This is a genomic window from Winslowiella iniecta, assembly GCF_001267535.1.
Lineage (GTDB): Bacteria > Pseudomonadota > Gammaproteobacteria > Enterobacterales > Enterobacteriaceae > Erwinia > Erwinia iniecta.
On sequence record NZ_JRXE01000030.1, the window covers coordinates 31298 to 54199 of the forward strand.

20 protein-coding genes are annotated in these 22902 nt (G+C 54.6%); 9 read left to right on the forward strand and 11 right to left on the reverse strand.

Going from position 1 to position 22902, the window contains the following annotated elements; all coding sequences use genetic code 11:
- Positions 1-225 (forward strand): cation:dicarboxylate symporter family transporter (locus NG42_RS23640; RefSeq protein WP_052901983.1); only part of this gene is annotated, 225 nt, incomplete at its 5' end.
- Between the two features lie 187 nt (positions 226-412).
- Entirely contained in the window at positions 413-2677 is a 2265-nt protein-coding gene (gene katE, locus NG42_RS18410; protein WP_052901917.1) for a catalase HPII, read from the forward strand.
- Between the two features lie 144 nt (positions 2678-2821).
- Here katE and osmE read toward each other — a convergent pair whose 3' ends face one another.
- Positions 2822-3157 carry an osmotically-inducible lipoprotein OsmE gene (gene osmE / locus NG42_RS18415; RefSeq protein WP_052901919.1) on the reverse strand — a complete coding sequence of 112 codons (336 nt, stop codon included), beginning with the start codon at positions 3155-3157 and terminating at the stop codon, positions 2822-2824.
- Between the two features lie 253 nt (positions 3158-3410).
- On the opposite strand from osmE, the gene NG42_RS18420 reads away from it, so the two are divergent.
- The 3 genes from NG42_RS18420 (at position 3411) to cho (ending at position 6530) form a co-directional block, all read left to right on the forward strand.
- A complete protein-coding gene (locus tag NG42_RS18420; protein WP_052901924.1) occupies positions 3411-4601 on the forward strand; it encodes a multidrug effflux MFS transporter in 1191 nt (396 codons plus the stop codon).
- A 106-nt stretch (positions 4602-4707) separates the two neighbouring features.
- The gene (gene nadE / locus NG42_RS18425; protein ID WP_052901926.1) at positions 4708-5535 is read left to right on the forward strand and encodes an ammonia-dependent NAD(+) synthetase; all 828 of its coding nucleotides are present in this window, start codon (positions 4708-4710) and stop codon (positions 5533-5535) included.
- Between the two features lie 131 nt (positions 5536-5666).
- Positions 5667-6530, forward strand: coding sequence for an excinuclease Cho (gene cho, locus NG42_RS18430; RefSeq protein ID WP_052901928.1), 864 nt, complete (start codon positions 5667-5669; stop codon positions 6528-6530).
- Positions 6531-6617: 87 nt separating this feature from the next.
- On the opposite strand, the gene spy is transcribed toward cho, so the two are convergent.
- From spy to NG42_RS18460, 6 genes are all read right to left on the reverse strand, one after another.
- Complete coding sequence (gene spy / locus NG42_RS18435) at positions 6618-7103, reverse strand: ATP-independent periplasmic protein-refolding chaperone Spy (RefSeq protein ID WP_052901930.1); 486 nt, start codon at positions 7101-7103, stop codon at positions 6618-6620.
- A 301-nt stretch (positions 7104-7404) separates the two neighbouring features.
- Complete coding sequence (gene astE / locus NG42_RS18440) at positions 7405-8400, reverse strand: succinylglutamate desuccinylase (RefSeq protein ID WP_052901932.1); 996 nt, start codon at positions 8398-8400, stop codon at positions 7405-7407.
- A gap of 84 nt (positions 8401-8484) precedes the next feature.
- Positions 8485-9813, reverse strand: coding sequence for an N-succinylarginine dihydrolase (gene astB / locus NG42_RS18445; protein WP_052901934.1), 1329 nt, complete (start codon positions 9811-9813; stop codon positions 8485-8487).
- Positions 9813-11279: a succinylglutamate-semialdehyde dehydrogenase gene (gene astD, locus NG42_RS18450; RefSeq protein ID WP_052901936.1), complete on the reverse strand. Its 1467-nt coding sequence runs from the start codon at positions 11277-11279 to the stop codon at positions 9813-9815. The genes astB and astD overlap by 1 nt, the downstream gene beginning before the upstream one ends.
- Entirely contained in the window at positions 11276-12313 is a 1038-nt protein-coding gene (gene astA, locus NG42_RS18455) for an arginine N-succinyltransferase (protein WP_052901938.1), read from the reverse strand. Before astA ends, astD begins: the two co-directional genes overlap by 4 nt.
- Positions 12310-13530: an aspartate aminotransferase family protein gene (locus tag NG42_RS18460; protein ID WP_052901940.1), complete on the reverse strand. Its 1221-nt coding sequence runs from the start codon at positions 13528-13530 to the stop codon at positions 12310-12312. The genes astA and NG42_RS18460 overlap by 4 nt, the downstream gene beginning before the upstream one ends.
- A gap of 507 nt (positions 13531-14037) precedes the next feature.
- On the opposite strand from NG42_RS18460, the gene NG42_RS18465 reads away from it, so the two are divergent.
- From NG42_RS18465 to NG42_RS18475, 4 genes are all read left to right on the forward strand, one after another.
- Positions 14038-15459: a cytochrome ubiquinol oxidase subunit I gene (locus tag NG42_RS18465; RefSeq protein WP_052901942.1), complete on the forward strand. Its 1422-nt coding sequence runs from the start codon at positions 14038-14040 to the stop codon at positions 15457-15459.
- The gene (cydB, locus tag NG42_RS18470; protein ID WP_052901944.1) at positions 15459-16469 is read left to right on the forward strand and encodes a cytochrome d ubiquinol oxidase subunit II; all 1011 of its coding nucleotides are present in this window, start codon (positions 15459-15461) and stop codon (positions 16467-16469) included. Before NG42_RS18465 ends, cydB begins: the two co-directional genes overlap by 1 nt.
- Before the next feature lie 10 nt (positions 16470-16479).
- Positions 16480-16641, forward strand: a complete 162-nt coding sequence (locus tag NG42_RS22225; protein ID WP_072133158.1) for a DUF2474 domain-containing protein — start codon at positions 16480-16482, stop codon at positions 16639-16641.
- Positions 16642-17191: 550 nt separating this feature from the next.
- On the forward strand, positions 17192-18262 hold the full coding sequence (locus tag NG42_RS18475; protein ID WP_052901946.1) for a porin: 1071 nt from the start codon (positions 17192-17194) through the stop codon (positions 18260-18262).
- 98 nt (positions 18263-18360) lie between these two features.
- Here the strand turns inward: NG42_RS18475 and NG42_RS18480 are convergent, their stop codons facing one another.
- From NG42_RS18480 to NG42_RS18495, 4 genes are all read right to left on the reverse strand, one after another.
- Positions 18361-19266 carry a bestrophin family protein gene (locus NG42_RS18480; RefSeq protein WP_052901948.1) on the reverse strand — a complete coding sequence of 302 codons (906 nt, stop codon included), beginning with the start codon at positions 19264-19266 and terminating at the stop codon, positions 18361-18363.
- A 134-nt stretch (positions 19267-19400) separates the two neighbouring features.
- A complete protein-coding gene (locus NG42_RS18485; protein ID WP_053116373.1) occupies positions 19401-20840 on the reverse strand; it encodes a YchO/YchP family invasin in 1440 nt (479 codons plus the stop codon).
- 152 nt (positions 20841-20992) lie between these two features.
- Positions 20993-21790 (reverse strand): glucose 1-dehydrogenase, encoded by a 798-nt coding sequence (locus tag NG42_RS18490; protein WP_052901950.1) that lies wholly within the window; start codon positions 21788-21790, stop codon positions 20993-20995.
- A gap of 34 nt (positions 21791-21824) precedes the next feature.
- Complete coding sequence (locus NG42_RS18495; RefSeq protein WP_052901952.1) at positions 21825-22892, reverse strand: ABC transporter permease; 1068 nt, start codon at positions 22890-22892, stop codon at positions 21825-21827.
- Positions 22893-22902: the final 10 nt, after the last annotated feature.

The window sequence follows — 22902 nt, forward strand, 5'->3', positions numbered from 1 at the left end:
GGCGGTGGCGCGACCTTTGCCGCGCTGATTGTCCTGCCCGCCATGGGCCTGCCGGTCACGCTGGTTGCGCTGCTGATTTCAATTGAACCGCTAATTGATATGGGCCGTACCGCGCTTAACGTTAATGGTTCAATGACTGCCGGCTCGCTGACCAGCCGCTGGCTGAAAATGACCGATAAAAAGGTGCTGAACAGCGACGAGCGCGCTGAACTCTCCCATCAGTAAATGATTAAAGGCCGGAATCTCCGGCCTTTTTCATATCCGCGACATAAATCCTTACAGCACTGTCCCCCCGCTCCGTCCGGTGATTCTCTGTCCTGTTATGACATATCCATGAAGTTTGCAGGCGTATACCTGCCACTGTTCTATAGTTAAGGATGCCTAAACACGACATCAACGGGAGCACTACATCATGTCGAAAGAAACGGATAACAAGGAACTGAGCCATAATGCGCCGGCAACAGGCCCGGAGTCGGCAAAACCCGGACTTGATTCTTTGGCACCAGCGGATGGTTCTCACAAACCTTCAGCCGAGCCGAGTGCGCCGGGAAAGCAACCGACAGCGCCAGGCAGCCTGAAAGCGCCCGATACCCACAATGCCAAACTTGATCAGCTGGAATCACACCGTAAAGGCGGTGAAAATTTCCCGCTGACCACCAATCAGGGCACGCGCATTGCCAACGACCAGAATTCGCTGCGTGCCGGTACGCGTGGGCCAACCCTGCTGGAAGACTTTATCCTGCGGGAGAAAATCACCCATTTTGACCATGAACGCATTCCGGAGCGCATCGTGCACGCACGTGGTTCTGCGGCACATGGCTATTTCCAGCCGTATCGCGATATGAGTGATATCACCAAAGCTGACTTCCTGCGCGATCCTGATACCGTCACCCCGGTTTTTGTCCGCTTTTCTACCGTGCAAGGTGGCGCCGGTTCGGCCGATACCGTGCGCGATATTCGTGGCTGGGCCACCAAATTTTACACCGAGGAAGGGGTTTTCGATCTGGTCGGCAACAACACGCCAGTGTTCTTTATTCAGGATGCGCATAAATTCCCTGACTTTGTTCACGCGGTGAAACCCGAGCCACACAATGAAATGCCGCAGGGACAGAGCGCCCATGACACCTTCTGGGATTACGTCTCGCTTCAGCCAGAAACGTTGCATAATGTCATCTGGGCGATGTCAGACCGTGGTATTCCGCGCAGCTATCGCACCATGGAAGGCTTTGGCATTCACACCTTCCGAATGATTAACGCCGAAGGCAAAGGCACCTTTGTGCGCTTCCACTGGAAACCAGTGGCGGGTAAAGCATCGTTACTGTGGGATGAGTCGCAAAAACTCACTGGCCGCGATCCGGATTTCCACCGTCGCGATTTGTGGGAGGCGATTGAAGCCGGAGACTTCCCGGAATATGAGCTGGGCGTACAGCTGGTGCCGGAAGAGGACGAATTTAAGTTCGACTTTGATCTGCTGGATGCCACCAAACTGATCCCGGAAGAGCTGGTGCCGGTCGAGCTGATTGGTAAAATGGTGCTGAACCGCAACCCGGATAACTTCTTTGCGGAAACCGAACAGGTGGCGTTCCATCCCGGTCATATTGTGCCGGGACTCGATTTCTCCAACGACCCGCTGTTACAGGGGCGTCTGTTCTCCTACACCGATACGCAGATTAGCCGTCTTGGTGGGCCGAATTTCCACGAAATCCCGATTAACCGCCCGGTTTGCCCGTATCATAATTTCCAGCGCGGTGGCATGCATCGTCAGGATATCGATACCAATCCGGCAAACTATGAACCTAACTCCATCAATGATAACTGGCCGCGCGAAACGCCACCGGCACCGCACCGTGGCGGCTTTGAAAGTTATCAGGAGCGGATTGAAGGCCATAAAGTGCGTGAGCGCAGTCCGTCGTTCGGCGAATATTACTCGCAGCCGCGCCTGTTCTGGCTGAGCCAGACGCCGGTCGAACAGCAGCATATTATTGATGCCTTCTCGTTCGAACTCGGTAAGCTCTCCCGTCCTTATATTCGCGAGCGGGTGGTGGATCATCTGGTGCATATTGATGTTTCGCTGGCGCATGCGGTGGCGGAAAACCTGGGTATTGCGCTGTCCGACGAGAAACTGCATACCGCGCCGCCGAAAGATGTTAACGGCCTGAAAAAGGATGCCAGCCTCAGCCTGTATGCCGTACCAAGCGGCAATGTCAAAGGTCGCCAGGTGGCGCTGTTAATCAGCGATGGGGTGAAAGCCGCCGATGTGCTGGCGATTTTGCAGGAGCTGAAAGCCAGTGGTGTTCATGCCAAATTGCTGGCATCGCATATGGGTCAGGTGCGGGCTGATGACGGCTCGACACTGCCGATTGACGCCACCTTTAGCGGCCTGCCGTCACTCACCTTTGATGCCGTCATAGTGCCGGATGGCAATATTGACGCACTGCTGCTAAGCGGTGATGCGCGCTACTATCTGCTGGAAGCTTACAAGCATCTGAAGGTGATTGGTCTGAGCGGCGATGCGCGACGCTTTAAAGCGCAGTTCGGGCTGGGCGATGATGAACCGGAAGAAGGCATTGTCGAAGATGATAAAGCCGAAGGGTTGTTTATGAGCGAGTTCCTGTCATTTATGGCGGCGCACCGTATCTGGTCACGCAGCCAGAAGGCGCTGAGCGTACCGGCGTAAACCTGTCCATGGGCGGCGTTTCCGCCGCCCTGCTGTTTCTGTCACCCACCATCTTAAAATATAAGCTATCCCCAGGGCGCACGACATAAAAAAACCCGGGAACCTCAGGCTCCCGGGTTATTTAATCACAGACCCGCTCAGTAATTACTGATTGGCCTGCGGGTCGGTATCGTAATCTTTACAGCTCTGGAAGCCATAGTTCATTACGCGGCCAGTATCGCTGTAGCTGACAAAGTAAGTCTGTGGTTTACCATCACGCTCGCCCAGTACATAAGTCTGGCATGTGCCGCGCGCATGTACCATGGTGATTTCGGTAGACGGCGCGCCTGCAATCTGGCGTACCTGGTCACGTGTCATGCCTTTCTTAACGTCTTTCACCACTGGCTTGGAGACATAACTTTCTGCACGATCATAAGCCGTACAGCCAGATAACATCGCCAGAGCCACTGCAGCACCAATAAGTCCCGTTACTTTAGTCATCTTGTTATTCCTCATTTATTATCCATGCGAATTTAAGCCTGGAATATAAACGCTGATTTATCAAGTTTATGCTGGCAATCGCTGATTTTTAGGAGTCCGCTGATACAGTCCTGTTCAGCTCCGACTGACGGCGGGAAAAGGCTGGGCTTAACTGATAGCTTGCGTATAATACTTATAGCAATCAACACCCCAGAAGATCGCCTTCGATAATCGTCACGCAACCTGTAACCCCCTTATTTGAGACAGAGGATTAATGACACCTGCACATCCTGGTCGCCTTGGCTATGCGATCACCCTCGGCTTGCTGGCGGCACTCGGGCCGCTCTGTATCGACCTTTATTTACCGGCGCTGCCTGAACTGGCTCGCGATCTGAACACCCCCACCGCCACCGCGCAGCTGAGTCTGACCGCCGGTCTGCTTGGCCTCGGTGCCGGTCAGCTGATTTTCGGCCCGATGAGTGACAAATACGGTCGAATTCGCCCGCTGTTACTGTCGCTGGTGCTGCTGTGTATTGCTTCCGTCGGTTGTGCGCTGGCGCAGGATATTCATCAGCTATTGCTGGCGCGCCTGTTTGAAGGACTTTCTGCCGCCGGTGGCGCGGTACTGTCGCGTGCCATCGCGCGTGATATGTACAGCGGCCATGAACTGACGCGTTTCTTCGCGCTGCTGATGCTGGTTAATGGCCTCGCGCCGATTGCAGCACCAGTGATGGGCGGCGCGCTGATGGCATTTCTCGACTGGCGTGGCCTGTTTATGGTGCTGGCGCTGATTGCCCTCCTGCTATTGCTGCTGGCGCGTATCAAATTAAAAGAGACGCTGCCGATGGAAAGACGCAGTCAGGGCAGCCTGTTTTCTGCCTGGGCGGCACTCGGCCAGGTCGTGACGCATCGCCCATTTATGGGATTCTGCCTGACGCAGGGCTTTATGATGTCCGGCATGTTCGCCTATATCGGCGCATCACCGTTTGTGCTACAGGAACTGTACGGCATGTCGCCGCAGGCATTCAGCCTGTGCTTTGCTGCCAACGGCGTTGGCCTGGTCATTGCGTCTCAAACCAGTGCGCGTCTTTGTCCGCTGTGGGGCGAGTACCGGGTGCTGAAAGGTGGCCTGACGCTGGCGTTTATCGCCTCCGCCACCCTGCTGCTGGCCGGACTCAGCGGTGCCGCGCTACCGCTGGTATTAGTGGCGCTGTTCTTTAGCGTGGCAAGTAACGGCGTGATTGCCACCACCGCCTCATCGCTGGCGATGCAAAGCCAGGGGCATCGTGCCGGCAGTGCTTCCGCGGTGATTGGCGTCACTATGTTTACTCTGGGAGCCATCAGCGTGCCGGTTACCGGCATTGGCGGCACCTCGGTGCTGACCATGACCATGACGATTTTTGGCTGCTACATGTTGGCCATTATCATGTTTACGCTGCTGGCGAAAAAACCGAAAACTGCCTGATTTAACAGCATTTGATGCGAAACGACAGTGATTGTTTCTTGTCGTTTCGCCTGATGCGCGTTAGCTTTACAGAAAACGCTTTCGTAACTGACTTGAGGAGAGATTCATGGCACTGCAGCAAGAGATTATCGCAGCACTCGGCGTTAAGCCGGTCATCGACGCGCAGCAGGAGATCCGCACCAGCGTTGAATTTCTGAAGTCTTATCTGAAAGCCCATCCGTTTATTCAATCCTTAGTATTGGGGATCAGCGGCGGTCAGGACTCCACTCTGACCGGCAAACTGAGCCAGATAGCGATTAACGAACTGCGCGCCGAGACCGGTAATCGCGATTACCGTTTTATTGCGGTGCGCCTGCCGTATGGCGTACAGGCGGATGAACAAGACTGTCAGGATGCTATCGATTTTATCCAGCCTGACCAGCTATTGACCGTCAATATTAAAGAAGCGGTGCTGGCCAGCGAAAAAGCGCTGAAAGATGCGGGCGTCACCCTGTCTGATTTTATTCGCGGTAATGAAAAAGCTCGTGAAAGGATGAAGGCGCAGTACAGCATTGCCGGGATGAATGCGGGCGTGGTGGTCGGCACCGATCACGCGGCAGAAGCGCTAACCGGCTTCTTTACCAAATACGGCGACGGCGGCACCGATATCAACCCGATTTTCCGTCTGCATAAAGGTCAGGGAAAACAGCTGCTGCAAGCGCTGCGCTGCCCGGAGCATCTCTATCTGAAACAGCCCACTGCCGATCTGGAAGACGACCGGCCTGGTTTGCAGGATGAAGTGGCGCTGGGCGTGACGTATCAGCTGATTGATCAGTATCTGGAAGGGAAACCGGTTGAAGCACAGACGGCGAAAATTATCGAAGGCTGGTATCTGAAAACCGAACATAAACGCCGCCCGCCAATCACGGTGTTTGACGATTTCTGGAAAAAATAGTCCGCTTATCAGCACGGGCGGCATACTCGCCGCCCGCAAAGCTTTCCGCATTTTCACCCGCCATTACTGACTCTTTTTTGTTCTCCTTTCAGCTGCTATACTGGATAAGTAACCAGTAACCGGAGTGCCGTGTGGTAAGGCGAGTAGCGAGTCATCGGCTGGAATTTGAACCCGCCGCAATTTATGAATATCCCGAACACCTGCGCAGCTGGCTGGATGAGATCCCCAACCTGCCCGGCGTCTATTTTTTTCACGGTGAAAGCGACGTGATGCCGCTGTATATTGGCAAAAGCGTTAACCTGCGCACGCGGGTAATGTCGCATTTCCGCACCACCGACGAAGCCCGAATGTTGCGCCAGGCGCGGCGTATCAGCTGGACCACCACCGCAGGCGAACTGGGTGCACTGTTGCTGGAAGCGCAGATGATCAAAACTCAGCAGCCGCTGTTTAATAAGCGACTGCGTAAAAATCGTCAGCTCTGCTCGTTACAGTTAAACGGCAGCAAACCCGCCGTGGTGTATGCCAAAGAGCTGGATTTCTCCACCTCCCCCAATCTGTTTGGTCTGTACGCCAGCCGCTTTGCCGCCCTTGAACAGCTCAAGAAAATTGCCGATGAACAGCGGCTCTGTTATGGCTTACTTGGTCTGGAAAAGCTCAGTAAAGGGCGTGGCTGCTTTCGCGCCAGTCTCGGGCGTTGTGCCGGAGCCTGCTGCGGAAAAGAGAGTGAAGAGGCGCATCAGCAACGGCTGCTGGCGGCGCTGGAGCAGGTGCGGATTGTCTGCTGGCCGTATCAGGGAGCGATAGGTTTAGTAGAACAAGGACCGGCAGAAACGCAGATCCATATTATCGATCACTGGTTTTATCTCGGTTCGGTCAGCGATATCAGTGAGGCGTCGTCGCTGTGCGCCACGCCTGAGGGCTTCGATAACGACGGCTATAAGATCCTCTGTCGCCCGCTGCTGAGCGGCAAATACCCGATTATTGAGCTGACATAAATGTAAAACCGCCGGTGTTGACCACAACCTGAAAGGCAATGTGGGCAACACCGGCGGTCTCAAATCTTAACAGTGCTGAGTCAGTGGTTACTCTGCTGGTGGCAGCATTTTACCCTGGTGCTTAGGTTTTTCTGTCAGACGCTTCTCAAAATTAGCGTTGTACTGCTTTTTCTGTTCCGGGGTCAGAACGTTATACAGCTTGTTCTGGGTTTCCATCATCGCAACCGCATTCTGTTTAGCGTTGGCGGTCATGGTCGCCGCCTGCGCTTCGGCTTTACTCTTATCAAAGTTGTCTGCCGCGATAATCGCGTGGTTAGCACGGCGCTCTTCCAGCGACGGGCGTTTCATCTCTTTACGTGAGTCATGCATGATAGTGCGCATCTGCTCTTTCTGCGCATCGGTCAGATTCAGACCTTTAAACATATCGTGCATACCGCGATGCATCGGTGGCTTGTGCATCGGTTTTTCTGCGCCGGCTGGCGGAGGCGTCAGGTTGTCCGCTGCAGCGTGAACGATATTAGCTGCACCCAGTGCCAGTGTAGTTGCAATAAAAAGGGATGTTAATTTACGCATAATATTGTCCTTACTTTTCAGTTTTATGACGACAGCCTGTGTCGTGAGTACGGAATCAAGTTTAGGGCGCTGAACGTCAAGTACTCAGAGCGTGGGTAAAGCCGTGAAAGCATAAAAGACAATAATGAAACAATCATGGAGAGAATAAGAAGAATTGGGTTAAGAATTGCTAAAGAATATGAATTTGCAGGGATTTCGGCAGAAATTATGGAGGAGTGTAACGCTAAATACAGTTTCAGGGAAAGATAAACACCGCAGCTTTACACTTTATTGCGGGCGCGTGTTGCGCCCGGTGTATCAGTCAGGAACCGGTGGTTTTATTGTGGGCATTATCTTCCACCAGCATTAAGCCCGCGCGTAGCCCAGGCGCAACATGCGGATTCGGAAATAACACATACTCACGCGCCTGCTGGACGTAATAACGCTTTTCGCCATCCTCAGCCAGCAATGTCCCCTGCGGAAAGGCGGTAAAATTCAGCGTTTCAGCGTTCATATGCAGTATAAAGGCGTCTGAAGAACGGGTAATTTGCTGTGACACCCGATAGCGGCGCGGCGTTTCTTCGTTTTGCGGCAAGGGTTCACCAAACAGCAGCGACGCCAGCGCCTGCTTTGCCGCCGCAAATTGCGACAGATCGTTTTCACCGAATGGCTGTGCTTTGCCCAGCTCCAGCGTACAGCTGGCGGCATTAAAGTGTTCGCAACTGTAGTGCGTAAAGGTACCGGCCGGTGCGCGATGAAAGACCAGCGCTTCCAGTCCGGCGGCCGACAGCCACTGCATAAAGTTCTCTGGCCACTCGCGCTGATTAAGCGGCAATACGCCAAAACGCGGATGATAAGAGCCACGGATCGCGGTATGCAGATCGATATGCCAGCACACCTCAACATGATCACCCGCCTGCCAGAACGTCTCCATTGCCTGTTCCAGTCGCCAGGCGCGCCGCGCTTCCGGGCAATCTTCATATTGTTGCCAGCGACCACCAAACATGCGGTTAATATCACAACGGATATAGCGTTTATCGGCACGCAGCGCCGCCGGGTTACCGAGGATCACCAGAATCCGCGGCACCAGCGCTTTTTCACCTTTCAGTAACTGTGTCATTAACTGATTCAGTATCTCGACCGGCGCAGTTTCATTGCCGTGCAGCCCCGCCGAAATAACAATCGCCTGACGCGTCGGCTGATGCGGCGTTAACTCCAGTATCCCTTCATCCCACCACTGCCAGCGCAGCTGTGGGTTTTCTCCTGACTGAGGTTGCGGTGTTTCACCAGAAAGCGTTTGCTGTAAAAAATCCTGCATTGGTACTCCTTGATAGCATCTTGCTCCTTATTCTGGAGGCGGCGTAACGGCCAGTATTACGCCGTCTCTGCAGTTCATCCGTGATCATCGTTGGAAAGGGTAAATACTCCCTAAGTCTAGCAGCTTGGTCAGCTCATCGAGCGCTTCGCGCCCCTCAATCAGCAATTGCGGGTCAGCGAGGTCATCCTGCGACAGCCGATCGCGGTAGTGACGATCGACCCAACCGTTCAGCACAGCGAATAACGGCTCATTCATCATCACCGCCGGATTGACCGCCGCCTGCTCCTCAGCATTGAGCGCCACGCGCAATCGCAGACAAGCCGGGCCGCCGCCGTTACACATGCTCTCACGCAGATCGAACACCTGTAGCTGATCGACTGGCCCACCGCTCTCTGCCATTTCACACAGATAGCGCCAGACACCGGCATGCTGACGCGCCTCTTCCGGCAGCACCAGCAACATTTTGCCATTGTCGCGGCTCAGCAACTGACTGTTAAACAGATAGGTTTGCACCGCGTCACTCACCGATACCTTACTGTCGGGCACTTCAATGGCGGTAAAACCGGGCACCTTTGCTTGCAGCTCGGTCAGCAGTTGTGGCTGATTAAGAAAAGCCTGCTGATGACAAAACAGGAGCTGCTGGTTACTGACGGCGATCACATCATTATGAAACACGCCCTGATCGATAACCGCCGGGTTCTGCTGGGCAAACACTGTCGCTTCCGGGTTTAACTGATGCAGACGCGCCACCGCTTCACTCGCCTCACGCGTCTGTCGTGCCGGATAGTGCGCCGGAGCCTGACCGTGACTGGCTGCTTCCCGGCCATACACAAACAGCTGGACCCCCGGCTCGCCATAATCCGTGCTAAAGCGGTTATGATTGGCCGCACCCTCATCACCAAACAGCGCCACCTGCGGCAATGCCGAATGCACGCTAAAGTGCTGCCGATCGCGAAAGATGGCACGCAGCAACGCTTCGGTGGTTGGCGCTTCCATCGCGCGGTGAAACTTGTTGTTCAGGTTGGCGACCGTCAGATGTACCCGGCCATCGCCACTGTCCGCTGACGGCGAAACGGTCGCAGCATTGGCGACCCACATCGCCGAAGCGGAACTGGCCGCAGAGAGCAGTTGCGGCGCCTGTTTTGCCGCTTTCGCCAGCACCTGCGCATCGTTGCCGCTAAAACCAATCTGACGCAGTGCGCTGATATTTGGCCGTTCATGCGGCGGAATAACGCCCTGCAGAAAGCCGAGATCGGCCAGCGCCTTCATCTTCAGCAAGCCCTGCTTTGCCGCCAGCTTCGGGTTGGATTGCTGATGCTGGTTGCGGGTTGAGGCTTCATTGCCAAAGGATAATCCGGCGTAATGGTGGGTTAAGCCCACCAGACCATCAAAATTGACTTCAGCTGCTTTCATTACTGGTCTCCTGCCGGACTGAAATCCAGCCCCGGTGACAGCGCAGTGGGTAAAGAGAGCTGCGGGCTTTCCAGTGACGCCATCGGCCAGGCGCAGTAATCCGCTGCATACCAGGCGCTGGCACGGTGGTTACCGGACGCGCCGATGCCGCCAAACGGTGCGCTGCTGGCCGCACCGGTCAGCGGTTTGTTCCAGTTAACGATGCCGGCGCGCGCCTCGATTAACAGCTGATCGAATTTCTCACGCTGCGGCGAAATCAGCCCACAGGACAAGCCATAGCGGGTGTTATTGGCAATGGCAATCGCCTGCGGATAATCGTCGTAACGGATCACCGTCAGCAGCGGACCAAACACCTCTTCATCCGGCAGATTTTTCAGCTGCGTCACGTCAATAATGCCCGGCGTCAGAATCGCGCTACTGCGCTGCGGCCACTGCATGTCCAGTAAGACCTTGCCACCCGCCGCTACCCGCGCCTGCCATTCGTTAAAGATATGCCCCGCCGCCTGCAACGAAATCACGCTGCCCATAAACGGCTGTTGTTCATCATCCCAGCGGCCGGTGGTCAGTCGCCCGGCCACTTGCACTAAGCGGCGCAGGAAAGCATCACCATCAGCACCGCGCTTAACCAGCATACGGCGCGCACAGGTGCAACGCTGCCCGGCGGTAATAAACGCCGACTGAATGGCGATATGCACCGCCGCATCGATATCATCCGGATCTTCGACGATCAGCGCATTATTGCCGCCCATTTCCAGTGCCAGCATCTTCTCTGGCTGCCCGGCGAACTGACGATGTAACTGATAACCGGTACTGGCGCTGCCGGTAAACAGCAGGCCATCAATCTGTTTATTCTGCGCCAGCGCCTGCCCGGTTTCGCGTCCGCCCTGTACTAAATTCAGCACGCCCGCCGGTAATCCGGCGCTTTGCCATAAAAGCACGGTGTGCTCGGCGGTCAGCGGCGTCAGTTCGCTGGGTTTAAACAGCACGCAATTGCCTGCCAGCAGCGCCGGAACAATATGACCATTGGGTAAATGACCGGGAAAATTATACGGGCCAAACACCGCCAGCACGCCATGCGGACGATGGCGGAGCGAGCTTTCGCCCTCCTGCTGCTCACCGGTACGGGCATGGAAGGCTTTAACCGAGATCGCCACTTTATTGATCATCGCCTGTACTTCGGTTTGCGCCTCCCAGCGCGGCTTACCGGTTTCTTGCGCAATCGCGGCGGTCAGTTCTGCTTTATTTTGCTCCAGCAGTGCGGCAAATTTTTCCACAATGGCCTGACGCGCAGCAAAAGCGTGTCGCGCCCAGCCGGGAAACGCCGCGCGCGCCGCTTCACTGGCTGCCGCCACCTGTTCAGCGCTCGCCGCCTGGCCCTGCCATAACGTCACACCGTCAACCGGGTCGAGTTTGCTGAAGGTCTCACCGCGGCCGCTAAGCCATTGTCCGTTAATCCAGTGCGTCATGCTTTTTTCTCCTCAGTACAGAGTTTCACTACCCGCAGGTTGTCGCCAGACTGACATTTCATCTGCTGCGCCACTTCAGGGCTGATGGCGATGCTTCCGCTGTCCACATCGGCGCGCAACAACATCACGCGGAACTGCTGGTAATCACTGTTGGCCACCAGACACAACGGCAGGCTTTCATCCGGTGCGGCATCACTGACCGTCACCGCCAGCAGCCGACTTTTACGGATAGCGCGCACCCGATCAATATCGCACTCCAGCGTCGGGCCGCCGTCGAAAATATCGACATAGTTCTGATAACGAAAACCTTCGGCCTCCAGTACCGCCCGCGCGGGTGCGGTTTGTGGATGCACTTTGCCAATCACCGCTTGCGCCTCGGGCGACAGATAGTCGATATACAGCGGATGTTTGGGCATCAGCTCGGCAATAAACGCTTTCTGTCCGGTGCCGCTAAGGAAGTCAGCATCGGCAAAAGCCATCGAGAAAAAGCGGCTGCCGACACTGTCCCAGAACGGCGAACGCCCCTGTTCATCACTGACGCCGCGCATTTCCGCCACCACTTTGTCCATAAAATGCTGGCGAAACTCGGCCATAAACAGAAAGCGCGACTTCGACAACAGATAACCATTTTTACCATCGCGATACTCGGGATCGAGAAACAGCGTACAGAGTTCGCTGCTGCCGGTATGGTCATTACTGAGCGACAACGTCGGCAGCACGTTATACACATTCAGCTCTTTCGACGCGTGCACCTGGGTGCCGACGCGAAAGTTGTACCACGGGTCCTGCAAGCCGACCGCCACCTCAATGGCGCAAATGCCCACCGCCTTACCGCTGCTGCTGTCAGCAAGGACAAAAACATAGCCCTGCTCTGCGCGCGGTAAAGCATCCTGCCAGGTCTGGATTGAGCGTTCGATCCGCGCCGACAGGGTTTTACTGTCGGCAGGCAAGGAGGTCAGGCCACCGCCGGTTTTACCCGCCAGCGCCAGCAGCTGCGGCAGATCGTCCCGCTCAACGGGACGAATAAACATCATACGCTCGCTCCTTTAACTACCGCTTCGCAAGCACGCTCGAAGCGGACCAGCCCCTCTTTCACTTCCTGTTCACTGATCACCAGCGCCGGGGCAAAACGCACCACATTGGCACCGGCGATCAACACCATCAGTCCCTGTTCGGCTGCCGCCAGGTTGAACTGTTTCGCTTTGCCGCTGTAATCTTCGTTCAGCACGCACCCAATCAGCAGGCCGAGACCACGAATCTCTTTAAACAGGTGCAGGCGCTGGTTAATGGCGTTTAACCCGTCGATAAACCAGCGATGGCGCAGGCCAACACCGTCCATCACATCCGGGCGGTTGATCAGTTCAATCACTTTACCGGCCACCGCGCCCGCCAGCGGATTACCGCCATAGGTGGTGCCATGCGTGCCGACGCCCATCGACGACGCCAGTTTTTCCGTGGTCAGCATGGCACCAATCGGGAAGCCGCCGCCCAGCGCTTTGGCGGTAGACAGCACATCCGGCGTGACGCCATAGTGCATATAGGCGTACAGCGAACCGGTACGGCCGACGCCGGTTTGCACTTCATCAAAAATCAGCAGCGCATTATGCTGATCACACAGCGCGCGCAAACCGCGCAAAAACGCCGGTTCAGCCGGAACCACTCCCCCTTCGCCCTGAATCGGCTCGACGATCACCGCGCAGGTTTCATCATTAATCAGCCTGGCGGCCGAGTCTAAATCGTTAAATACCGCGTGCTCGATGGCTCCCGGCAGCGGCGCAAAATCTTTGGAATACGCGGGCTGGCCACCGGCAGAAACGGTAAACAGCGTGCGGCCATGGAAAGCATTGTTAAAGGCGACAATCCCGCTCTTATGCGGGCCATAATGGTCATGCGCATATTTGCGTGCCAGTTTTAGCGCCGCTTCGTTCGCCTCCGCGCCGGAGTTGCAGAAGAATACCCGCTCGGCAAAGGTGGCATCGATCAGCTGTTTCGCCAGTCGCAGAATCGGTTCATTGGTGTAGCCATTGCCGGTATGCCACAGCCGCGCCGCCTGCTGCTGCAATGCCTGCTGCAATTCAGGATGCGCGTGTCCCAGAGCGTTAACCGCGATACCGCCTGCAAAATCGATATAGTTTTTATTGTCCTGATCCCACAGCGTTGACCCCTCCGCTCTGACCGGCACAAAAGTGGCCGGTGCGTATGACGGAACCATCCACTGGTCGAAATTTTCACGCGAAACTGACTGTTGCATAGCGGCCTCACTGTTCACCCGATTGGGTGAACTAAAAGTTTATAAAATGTTAATAAAATGATTCACCACAGCTCCACTCTAAATTGCACGCATCGTGCCAGCCAGCGCTATAAATGCATAAATCGATGTCATCAACACAATATCAATAACTTACACAGAAGAAATATGCACGTAAAATGCATAAAAAGTGAATAACTATCCGAGCGGAGGCCATAAGCCGAACATAAAAAAGAGAAATTATGCAATTGCCAAATAAAATATCGCTTTTGTGATCAATGATGGGATTTGGTTTTATTAAGAAGCATTTAGCGCTCGATTCTGGCGCACATGGCACTGAAATGGTGCGCAGGCGAGGATTCTGTTATAGCCAATTTCCTACAAACTGTGTCTGCTATAGTTTTTAATACTGTGTTTAACTGCACCTCTTCTACACTTGTTATGACCGGGTAGTCTGTCCGGTTATATTCCCTTCCGCGAAAGCATCGCAATTTTAATAATGAGGTGGCTATGTTCGGTTTAGACGCATTCGAACTGGCAAGGATACAATTCGCGTTCACGGTCTCTTTCCATATCATCTTCCCTGCTATCACTATCGGGCTGGCAAGTTTCCTGATGGTGCTGGAAGCGTTATGGCTGAAAACTAAAAATGAAACCTGGCGCGATCTCTATCATTTCTGGTTAAAAATCTTTGCCGTAAACTTCGGTATGGGCGTAGTGTCCGGGCTGGTGATGGCCTATCAGTTCGGGACCAACTGGAGCGGTTTTTCAGCCTATGCCGGCAGCATTACCGGGCCGCTGTTAACCTATGAAGTCCTCACTGCCTTCTTCCTTGAAGCCGGATTCCTCGGCGTGATGATGTTTGGCTGGAATCGTGTCGGGCCTGGCCTGCACTTCTTTTCCACCTGTATGGTGGCGCTCGGTACGCTGATGTCCACCTTCTGGATCCTCGCCTCCAACAGCTTTATGCATACGCCGCAGGGCTATGAAATCGTCAACAATCAGCTAATTCCGGTTGACTGGCTGAAAGTGGTGTTTAACCCCTCCTTCCCCTACCGTCTGCTGCATATGGCGACCGCCGCCTTCCTCGCCTCAACATTTTTTGTTGGCGCATCGGGTGCCTGGCATCTGCTGCGCGGCAATAAAACTCCGGCGGTGAAGCGAATGTTTTCCATGGCAATGTGGATGGCACTGATTGTGGCGCCGATTCAGGCGGTGATTGGCGATGCGCATGGCCTGAATACGCTGAAGTATCAGCCGGCTAAAATTGCCGCGATTGAAGGCCACTGGGAGAATAAAAACGCCGAGCCGACGCCGCTGATTCTGTTTGGCTGGCCGGATATGCAGGCCGAAGAGACCAAATATGCGCTGGAAGTACCCTATCTCGGCAGTCTGATTCTGACCCACAGCCTTGATAAGCAGATTCCGGCGCTGAAAAGCTTCCCGCCGGAGGATCGCCCTAACTCGACAGTGGTGTTCTGGTCATTCCGCATTATGGTGGCGTTGGGTCTGTTAATGATCGCTGCCGGTATCTGGAGTCTGATACTGCGTTTCCGCCAGCGGCTTTACGATCAGCGCTGGTTCCACCGCTTTGTACTGGTGATGGGGCCATCGGGATTACTGGCGATTCTCGCCGGCTGGTTTACCACCGAAATAGGCCGCCAGCCATGGGTGGTCTATGGCCTGCTGCGCACCCGCGATGCGGTTTCCGCACACGGCACGCTGCATATGTCGATCAGCTTGCTGGCGTTTATTCTGGTGTATGGCTCGGTATTTGGCGTCGGCCTGATGTATCTGCTGAAACTGGTGGCACGCGGCCCGCAGCCTTATGAAGAACATGCACCTGAAGGCGGCCCCGGCACGCCTCGCACGCCTGCGCGTCCGCTGTCTGCGGCGGATGAATCCTTTGACGACCCTCAGGAGAAACAGTGATGGGTATCGATCTCCCTCTGATTTGGTTCATCATTATCGTGTTCAGCATCCTGATGTATGTGGTTATGGATGGTTTTGACCTCGGCATCGGTCTGCTGTATCCGATGGTGCCGGACACTCAAGATCGCGATGTGATGATGAACACCGTCGCACCGGTGTGGGACGGCAACGAAACCTGGCTGGTGATGGGCGGTGCCGGATTGTTTGGTGCCTTTCCGTTAGCCTATGCGGTGATCCTCGATGCGCTGGCGATTCCGCTGACCATTATGCTGATCGGGCTGATATTTCGCGGCGTGGCGTTTGAGTTTCGCTTTAAAGCGACCCCGGCCCACCGTCCGTTCTGGGATAAATCCTTTATCGTCGGCTCGTTTGTTGCCACCTTCTCGCAGGGGGTGGTGCTGGGTGCCTTCCTGAATGGTTTTCCGGTCGACGGGCGCGTGTGGAGCGGCAGCGTATTTGACTGGATCTCGCCGTTTAGTCTGTTCTGCGGACTGGGATTGGTCGTGACCTATGCCCTGCTCGGTTGCAGCTGGTTAATCATCAAAACCGATGGTGAATTGCTGGAACGGATGCGCAAACTGGCACGCCCTTTACTGCTGGCGCTGCTGGTTATCCTCGCGATTGTCAGCGGCTGGACGCCGTTGATTCATCAGTCGATTGCCGATCGTTGGTTTAGCACTCCTGAACTGTTTTTCTTCCTGCCGGTGCCGATTCTGGTGCTGCTGGTATCCTGGGGACTGTGGCATACCGCCTGGAATCGCCGCGCGCACTACGCGCCCTTTATTCTGACGCTGGCCCTGGTGTTCCTCGGCTTCAGCGGCCTTGGCATCAGCATCTGGCCGAACCTGATTCCACCGGATATCAGCTTCCGCGCCGCCTCGTCACCGCCGCAAAGTCAGGGCTTTATGCTGGTTGGCGCGCTATTTATCATCCCGCTCATCCTGGTCTATACCTTCTGGAGTTACTACGTATTCCGCGGCAAGGTCAAACCTGAGCATGGTTATCACTGAGGAGCGCAATATGGCATTTATCCAACGAATGACGCGCAAAAATGTGCAACAGCCCTGGTGGAAACGGGTCTGGTGGATGCTGGTGATTTGGCTCGGCAGCGTAATGGCGCTGTTTATTGTTGCGACGCTGTTCCGTGCATTAATGAGCGCCGCCGGTTTAAAACTTCATTAAGTCTAATCAATAAACCTCAAGCGGCGAAAGTTTCGCCGCTTTTTTATGCGCTGAATGATTCAAATCCCTTCCCCCCCCTGCTAACGTGCTTTATTATCCCGAAAGAAACCACTCGGCTTTATATAACCTTTTACCTCATAAAAACCTATTTCCATCAAGAAACATTTGTAACTTTTAAAATGAAAAATAAGTATTACCTGTAACAGGCTCAGGGGTTTTTCGCGTCATAACGGCAGAGTGCTCTAAAAAAACAAATACAGGATAAAAAATAAACAATGGTTAAACCGGAGGTAATTAATCAGATCTAATCAATATAAAATGATAAGTATCAATGAATTACATAAATAAATACCTCTTCGCAGCGCGAGAACTTTAATAAGAAAAAACGATAAGCATTGTTAAAATAGTGCGGTAAGCAGCTGAAATAATGATAACACCCTTTATTTTACATTTTGTTACACTTATGTTCTTATTGTAAATTTGTTATTTGTGACATTTTCTTTCGGTCGCCAATCCGCGTCACTATAAAAATAATTCACAGGATAATTTAATGATGAAGCGTAACGTAATTGCAGTGGTAATACCCCTTCTGCTGGGGCTGGGTAATGTCCAGGCTTCAGAGATTTATAATAAGGATGGCAATAAGCTCGACCTGTCGGGAAAAGTGAATGCCGGCCATGTATTCTCCAATGATGCCAGTAACGACGGCGATACCACTTACGCCCGCCTCGGCTTTAAAGGTGAAACGCAGATCACCGAGCAGCTGAGCGGCTACGGCATGTGGCAATATAATTTCCAGGTGAACAACTCTGAAGGTTCCGATGCGCAAAACGGCAACAAAACCCGTCTGGGCTTTGCCGGTCTGAAATTCGCCGAGTGGGGTTCACTGGATTACGGCCGCAACTACGGCCTGGTCTATGACGCGCTGGCCGCCACCGATATGCTGCCTAAATTTGGCGGCGACTCCGGCTACAGCGATGGCTTCCTCGCCGGTCGTGCGGGTGGCGTACTGACCTGGCGTAACAACGATTTCTTTGGGCTGGTGGACGGTCTTAATGTCGCCGCGCAATATCAGGGTAAAAACGATCGCAGCGGCAATGCCGATGCTGTACGCCGCTCAAACGGCGATGGCTATGCCCTCTCGGCCGCTTACAATCACGACTCAGGGTTAGGAATTACCGGTGCCTGGGCCAGTATTGATCGCACTGAAGCGCAGAATGCGGCGGCGCGCGGTGATGGCGATCGCGCACAGTCGTGGGCGACCTCGATTAAGTACGACGCTAATCAAATCTACCTGGCGAGCATGTACGGCGAAACGCGCAATGCTACGCCAATTAGCGGCGGCTTTGCCAATAAAGCGCAAAATTTTGAAGCGGTTGCCCAGTACCAGTTCCTGAACGGCTTACGCCCATCGCTGGCCTATGTCTCTTCCAAAGGCAAGGATATCGAAGGGATTGGCAGCGCCGACCTGTTTAAATACGTGGCGGTGGGAACGTCCTATTACTTCAATAAAAACATGGTGTTCTACGCAGAATACAAAATTAACCTGCTGGACAACGACAACCCGCTTGGCATCGCTAAAGATGATGTTACCGGTGTCGGCCTGACCTACCAGTTCTGATTCAACGCGCCTCACTCATTGGTTGCGGCTGCGCGGGTGTCGGCCTGCCGCAAAGTTAAACTGGCAGCGTGAATCACACGCTGCCGGTTTTTCTCAGCTTAAACCAGACGGAACCGGGCGTCGGGCAAGATTGCGGGCGGTATCAGCGTTTCATTGTTCATTTCGCGCAGATTAACCTCAATATTACGGCACATGGCATCCATCGGCAGATGGTTATTGGCTAAGCCGAACGGCGTTTCCAGCTCTTCTGCCAGCGTATCCAGCGACAGAAAGGTATAGGAAATAAATACCGAAACCAGCGGCGTCATATAATGCAGATCCGGCACCAGCGCAAACGGCAGCAGGCTGCAAAACAGATACACGGTGCGGTGCAGCAACAGACCATAGGCAAACGGCACCGGCATACTGGCCAGCCGCTCACAGCCGCCTAACACCTGCGTCAGCTGATTAAGACTCTGATCCATACTGACATAGACCATATCGGATACATTTCCCTGCCGACGCTGCTCTGCCAGCCACTGCGAAAGTTGCAGCTCGATATAGTTCGTCGGTGCGCGGCGCTGCAAAACAATCTCCGCCTCATCCCCGAGATAACGGGTCAGATCTTCACGCGCATCGCTGCGGCGCAATTGATGCTTCATGCTGTAGCAGAACGCCAGCAGCATCGCGGTCACGCGCGGCACCTCATGCGGGCAGATAGCCAGCGCCTGCCGCTGAAGAGTCCGGCAGGCGATCAGTAACCCGCCCCACAGCTGACGGGCTTCGGTAAAACGGGCATAGCAAACGCTGTTACGGAAGCCGAGAAAGATCGCAATGGAAACCCCGAGCAGGCTAAACGGTGCCAGCGTCAATTTCACGCCGGACGAACCATACCAGCCGACACAGAGAATGGCGATAAGCGACATCGCCAGATTAAGACCCAGACGAAACAGAATGCCAGGCAGCACCGAGCCGTGCCAGGCAAACAGGCGTAAAAACCAATGACGATGGGGGCGGATGATCATGATGTGCAGGTGAGAAGAATTTTCGCAGATTCTGGCAAAAAGCCTGTCGTCTGGAAAGCACTATTTTGTGATTTTAATCACAATTTATTGCCAGTTGTTTCCGGCGCTTATTTGCCAGCGGGCGGCATGAATCACTAACGCGCCATCAGGTCATAAATTCCCGGCGTGCTGTCCTGCAATGCCATCGGCGGCGACAGTTTCAGGGTGATCCAGTTGGATGTCACGCGCTGCTGCTTGCTGTCTTCCAGCGTCACCGACAGCCGGTACTCATTGCGGGCATCCGGCGAACTGTCCCACTGCGGCATAATAATCGTCCAGCCTTGCGGATCACTGTTATTGGCCGGTGGCGTCAGGCTCAGCGCCTGGGTATCGCCCTGCCAGCTGACTTTACTGATGCTGTTGGCGGCGCGGATTTGCAGTTTCAGCGGCAGCGTTTCCCCAGGCTGCACCTGCCACGGCGGGGTCGCGAGAAATACCGACAATGTTTTACGCTGACGGAACTCCAGTACCGGCGCATTATTGCGCTCGACGGTATCGTAGCGGCTGCCGCGCAGGGAGCGCGCTTCGGCCACGTTATCGGCCGACAGCTGCTTGCTCAGCGCCACACCAAGGCGATAATTCACCTTCATGCCAAACTGATCCTGCGACTCACCGCCCTCGCCCTCTTTATGCGAAGCGGTGAAACTCAGCAGCGGCACCGGGGTGTAATTAACGCCGACTTTTACTGCCACCGGGTTACGATAACGGTTGCCGCTGTTAAACAGATCGACGTTATCGCCGAGATACTGCTCATAAGTCAGCGACACGCCGAGCTGGCGGTAAAATGGCAGATAGCCCTGGGTGGTAATATCATAACCCCGCGCCAGCCGCGTTTGTGAGCTGCTGCTGTCGTCGCGCCAGCCGGAGAGCGGATGGTAGTAGTTAGCGGATAACCGCAGGAAATCACCCCAGGCCTCAGTGCCAACACCCGCACGCTGTAAACCGCTGTCAAACTGGCGATCGACAAAAGCGTTGTAGCCCAGCAGCCAGTTACCGGCAAACCAGCGCTGGCCTAAACCGGCATTGCCAACCGTACTGTTATCGGTTTCCGTCACGCCGACCTGGGTAAAGGTTAAATACTGGTATTTATCCTGCCAGGGCGTCAGCAACTGCGCGCTACTGCCGTTAAAATTGCCTTCCATATCGACCTGCAACGCTAAGTTGGCTGTGCCATACGGTGAAAGCAGGCTCTGGCCCCGATCGACAACCCGTTCTGCCAGCTCATCACGGAAGTGGTTAAATGCCCACTCGCCCGCCTGCTTGCGGAACGGATCGTCGGTGGTACTGTCCATGCTGGCCTGACCAATATCTTTGGCGACGGTGGCTAATTGGGTGGCGAAGGCGTCACCGCTGGCGCTGCCGTTGCCCAGTTCGGGCAGGCTGCTTTGCATCTCACTGAAACGCGAGGGATTCTCGAAAGGGTATTCGGCGACCTGCGTGTCGGTTTGCAGCGCGCGGGCTTCAGACACGGACAGGCCGATGCCGGAGAACATCAGGAGTACGGAGAGCCATTTTTTGCACTGCAGTATCAACATCACATCTACCGTTTAGTCTTGCCGCTGGCCGATTTATGACGGCGCTCACGGAGTTGACATAAAAAAGTAGACTTTAGTTTAACATACTGTCTCGATCATATCGAAAATTCACCGCGTTAAATGGGGCGGCGAGAACACCGCCCCACCGATGATTACGACATAATCAAACCGCCATCGACATTGATGGTTTGCCCGGTGATATAGCGCGCATCCTCAGAGGCGAGAAACGCCACCAGCCCGGCAACATCCTGCGGTTGCCCGGCGCGCTTCAGTGGAATGCCTTCCACCCACTCTGCCATCAGCTCGCCTTTGCCGTAGCGTTTTTTCTCGTTACTCAAAATTTCGCCCCAGACACGGTCGTTATAGTCCCACATTTCGCTTTCAATAATGCCCGGACAAAAAGCATTGACGGTAATCTTCCACGGAGCCAGCTCCTGAGCCAGACTCTGGGTAATGCCAATCACGCCCATCTTGCTGGCGGCATAGTGCGGGGTATAGATGAAACCCTGACGGCCCTGGCCTGATGAGGTATTGATCAGGCTGCCGCTCTGTTGCTTCACCATATATTTCGCGGCTTCACGACAGCAAAGCCAGACGCCGGTGGTATTCACCGCGAGAATTTTGTCGAAATCCGCTTTCGGCATCTGGTCAAAGGTGTCGATGGTGATCACCCCGGCGTTCTGAATCGACACATCAATGCTGCCAAATTTTTCCGCCGCCTGCTGATACAACGCCTGCACCTGCGCTTCATCGGTGACATCCACCTGCAGCGCCAGCACCTCAACGCCGTACTGCTGTTGCAGCTTGTCGGCCGTTTCAAATACCCGCTCCGCATTGGATACCATCACCAGCCTGGCACCGTCCTGGGCAAAACGTTCGGCGATCCCGGCACCAATGCCGCGACAGGCACCGGTCACCACCACTGTTTTGCCGCTAAAATCACGCTTCATAGTCTGCTCCCGTTATTGATATCTGTTGCCCGTATCAGCTATGGCTGACTTCAGAGAGGGGCGCGGCTGTCTGCTTTTTTTCATGGCGACGCATTAACACCACCTTGCTTTGTAAGCGTTGCTGGAACTGATCGATAACCACGGCGGTGACAATCACCAGACCTTTAATCACCATTTGCCAGAAGTCACTGACGCCCATCATCACCATGCCGTCAGCGAGGAACACGATCACAAAGGCACCAATAATCGAACCGGACACGCGTCCACGTCCGCCAGCCAGCGCAGTGCCGCCCAGAACCGTCGCGCCGATAGCGTCCATCTCGAACATATTGCCGGTCATCGGGTGGGCGGTTTGCAGTTGCGATGCCACCACCAGCCCGACCAGCGCCGCGCACAGCCCGGAAAAACCGTAAACAAACACTTTCACTTTAATAATCGGCACCCCGGCGAGGCGTGCCGCCGACTCATTGCCACCGGTAGCGTAGATATAGCGACCTAACGGCGTTTTGCGCGTCAGGTACAGCCCCAGCAACAGAAAACCGAGCATCAGCCAGATTGGGATATAGACGCCCAACAGCGTGCCGGAGCCGAGCGTGGCAAAACCGGTATTACCCAGTTGATCCATTCCCACCAGATTGGCGTAGGTACTGCCATCGTTAAACAGCAGCGCCGCACCACGTGCCACATACATTACCCCCAGCGTACAGATAAAGGGGGCGACGCCGAGGCGGGTAATCACCGTGCCGTTAATCAGGCCAATCACCACGCCAAATATCGCCACCACCAGAATCACTTCAGGGACATTCAGGAACAGCACCTGACCGCCCCACAGCGGAATGCCGCTGGTTAACAACGCGCCCGCCACCATGCCGCAGATACCGGCGACGGCACCGACCGACAGGTCAATACCGCCGGTCAGAATCACCAGCGTCATACCAATCGCCAGCAGACCAGTAATCGCCACATGCTGGGTCATAATCAGCAAGTTAGAAGTAGTCAGAAAGTTAGGCACCATTACGCTAAAGAAACCAATGACGATCAACAGCGCGATAAAGGTGCGAGCCTTAAGTAAGTACATGTACAGCATATATTTTTGATTCATGGTGTTATCC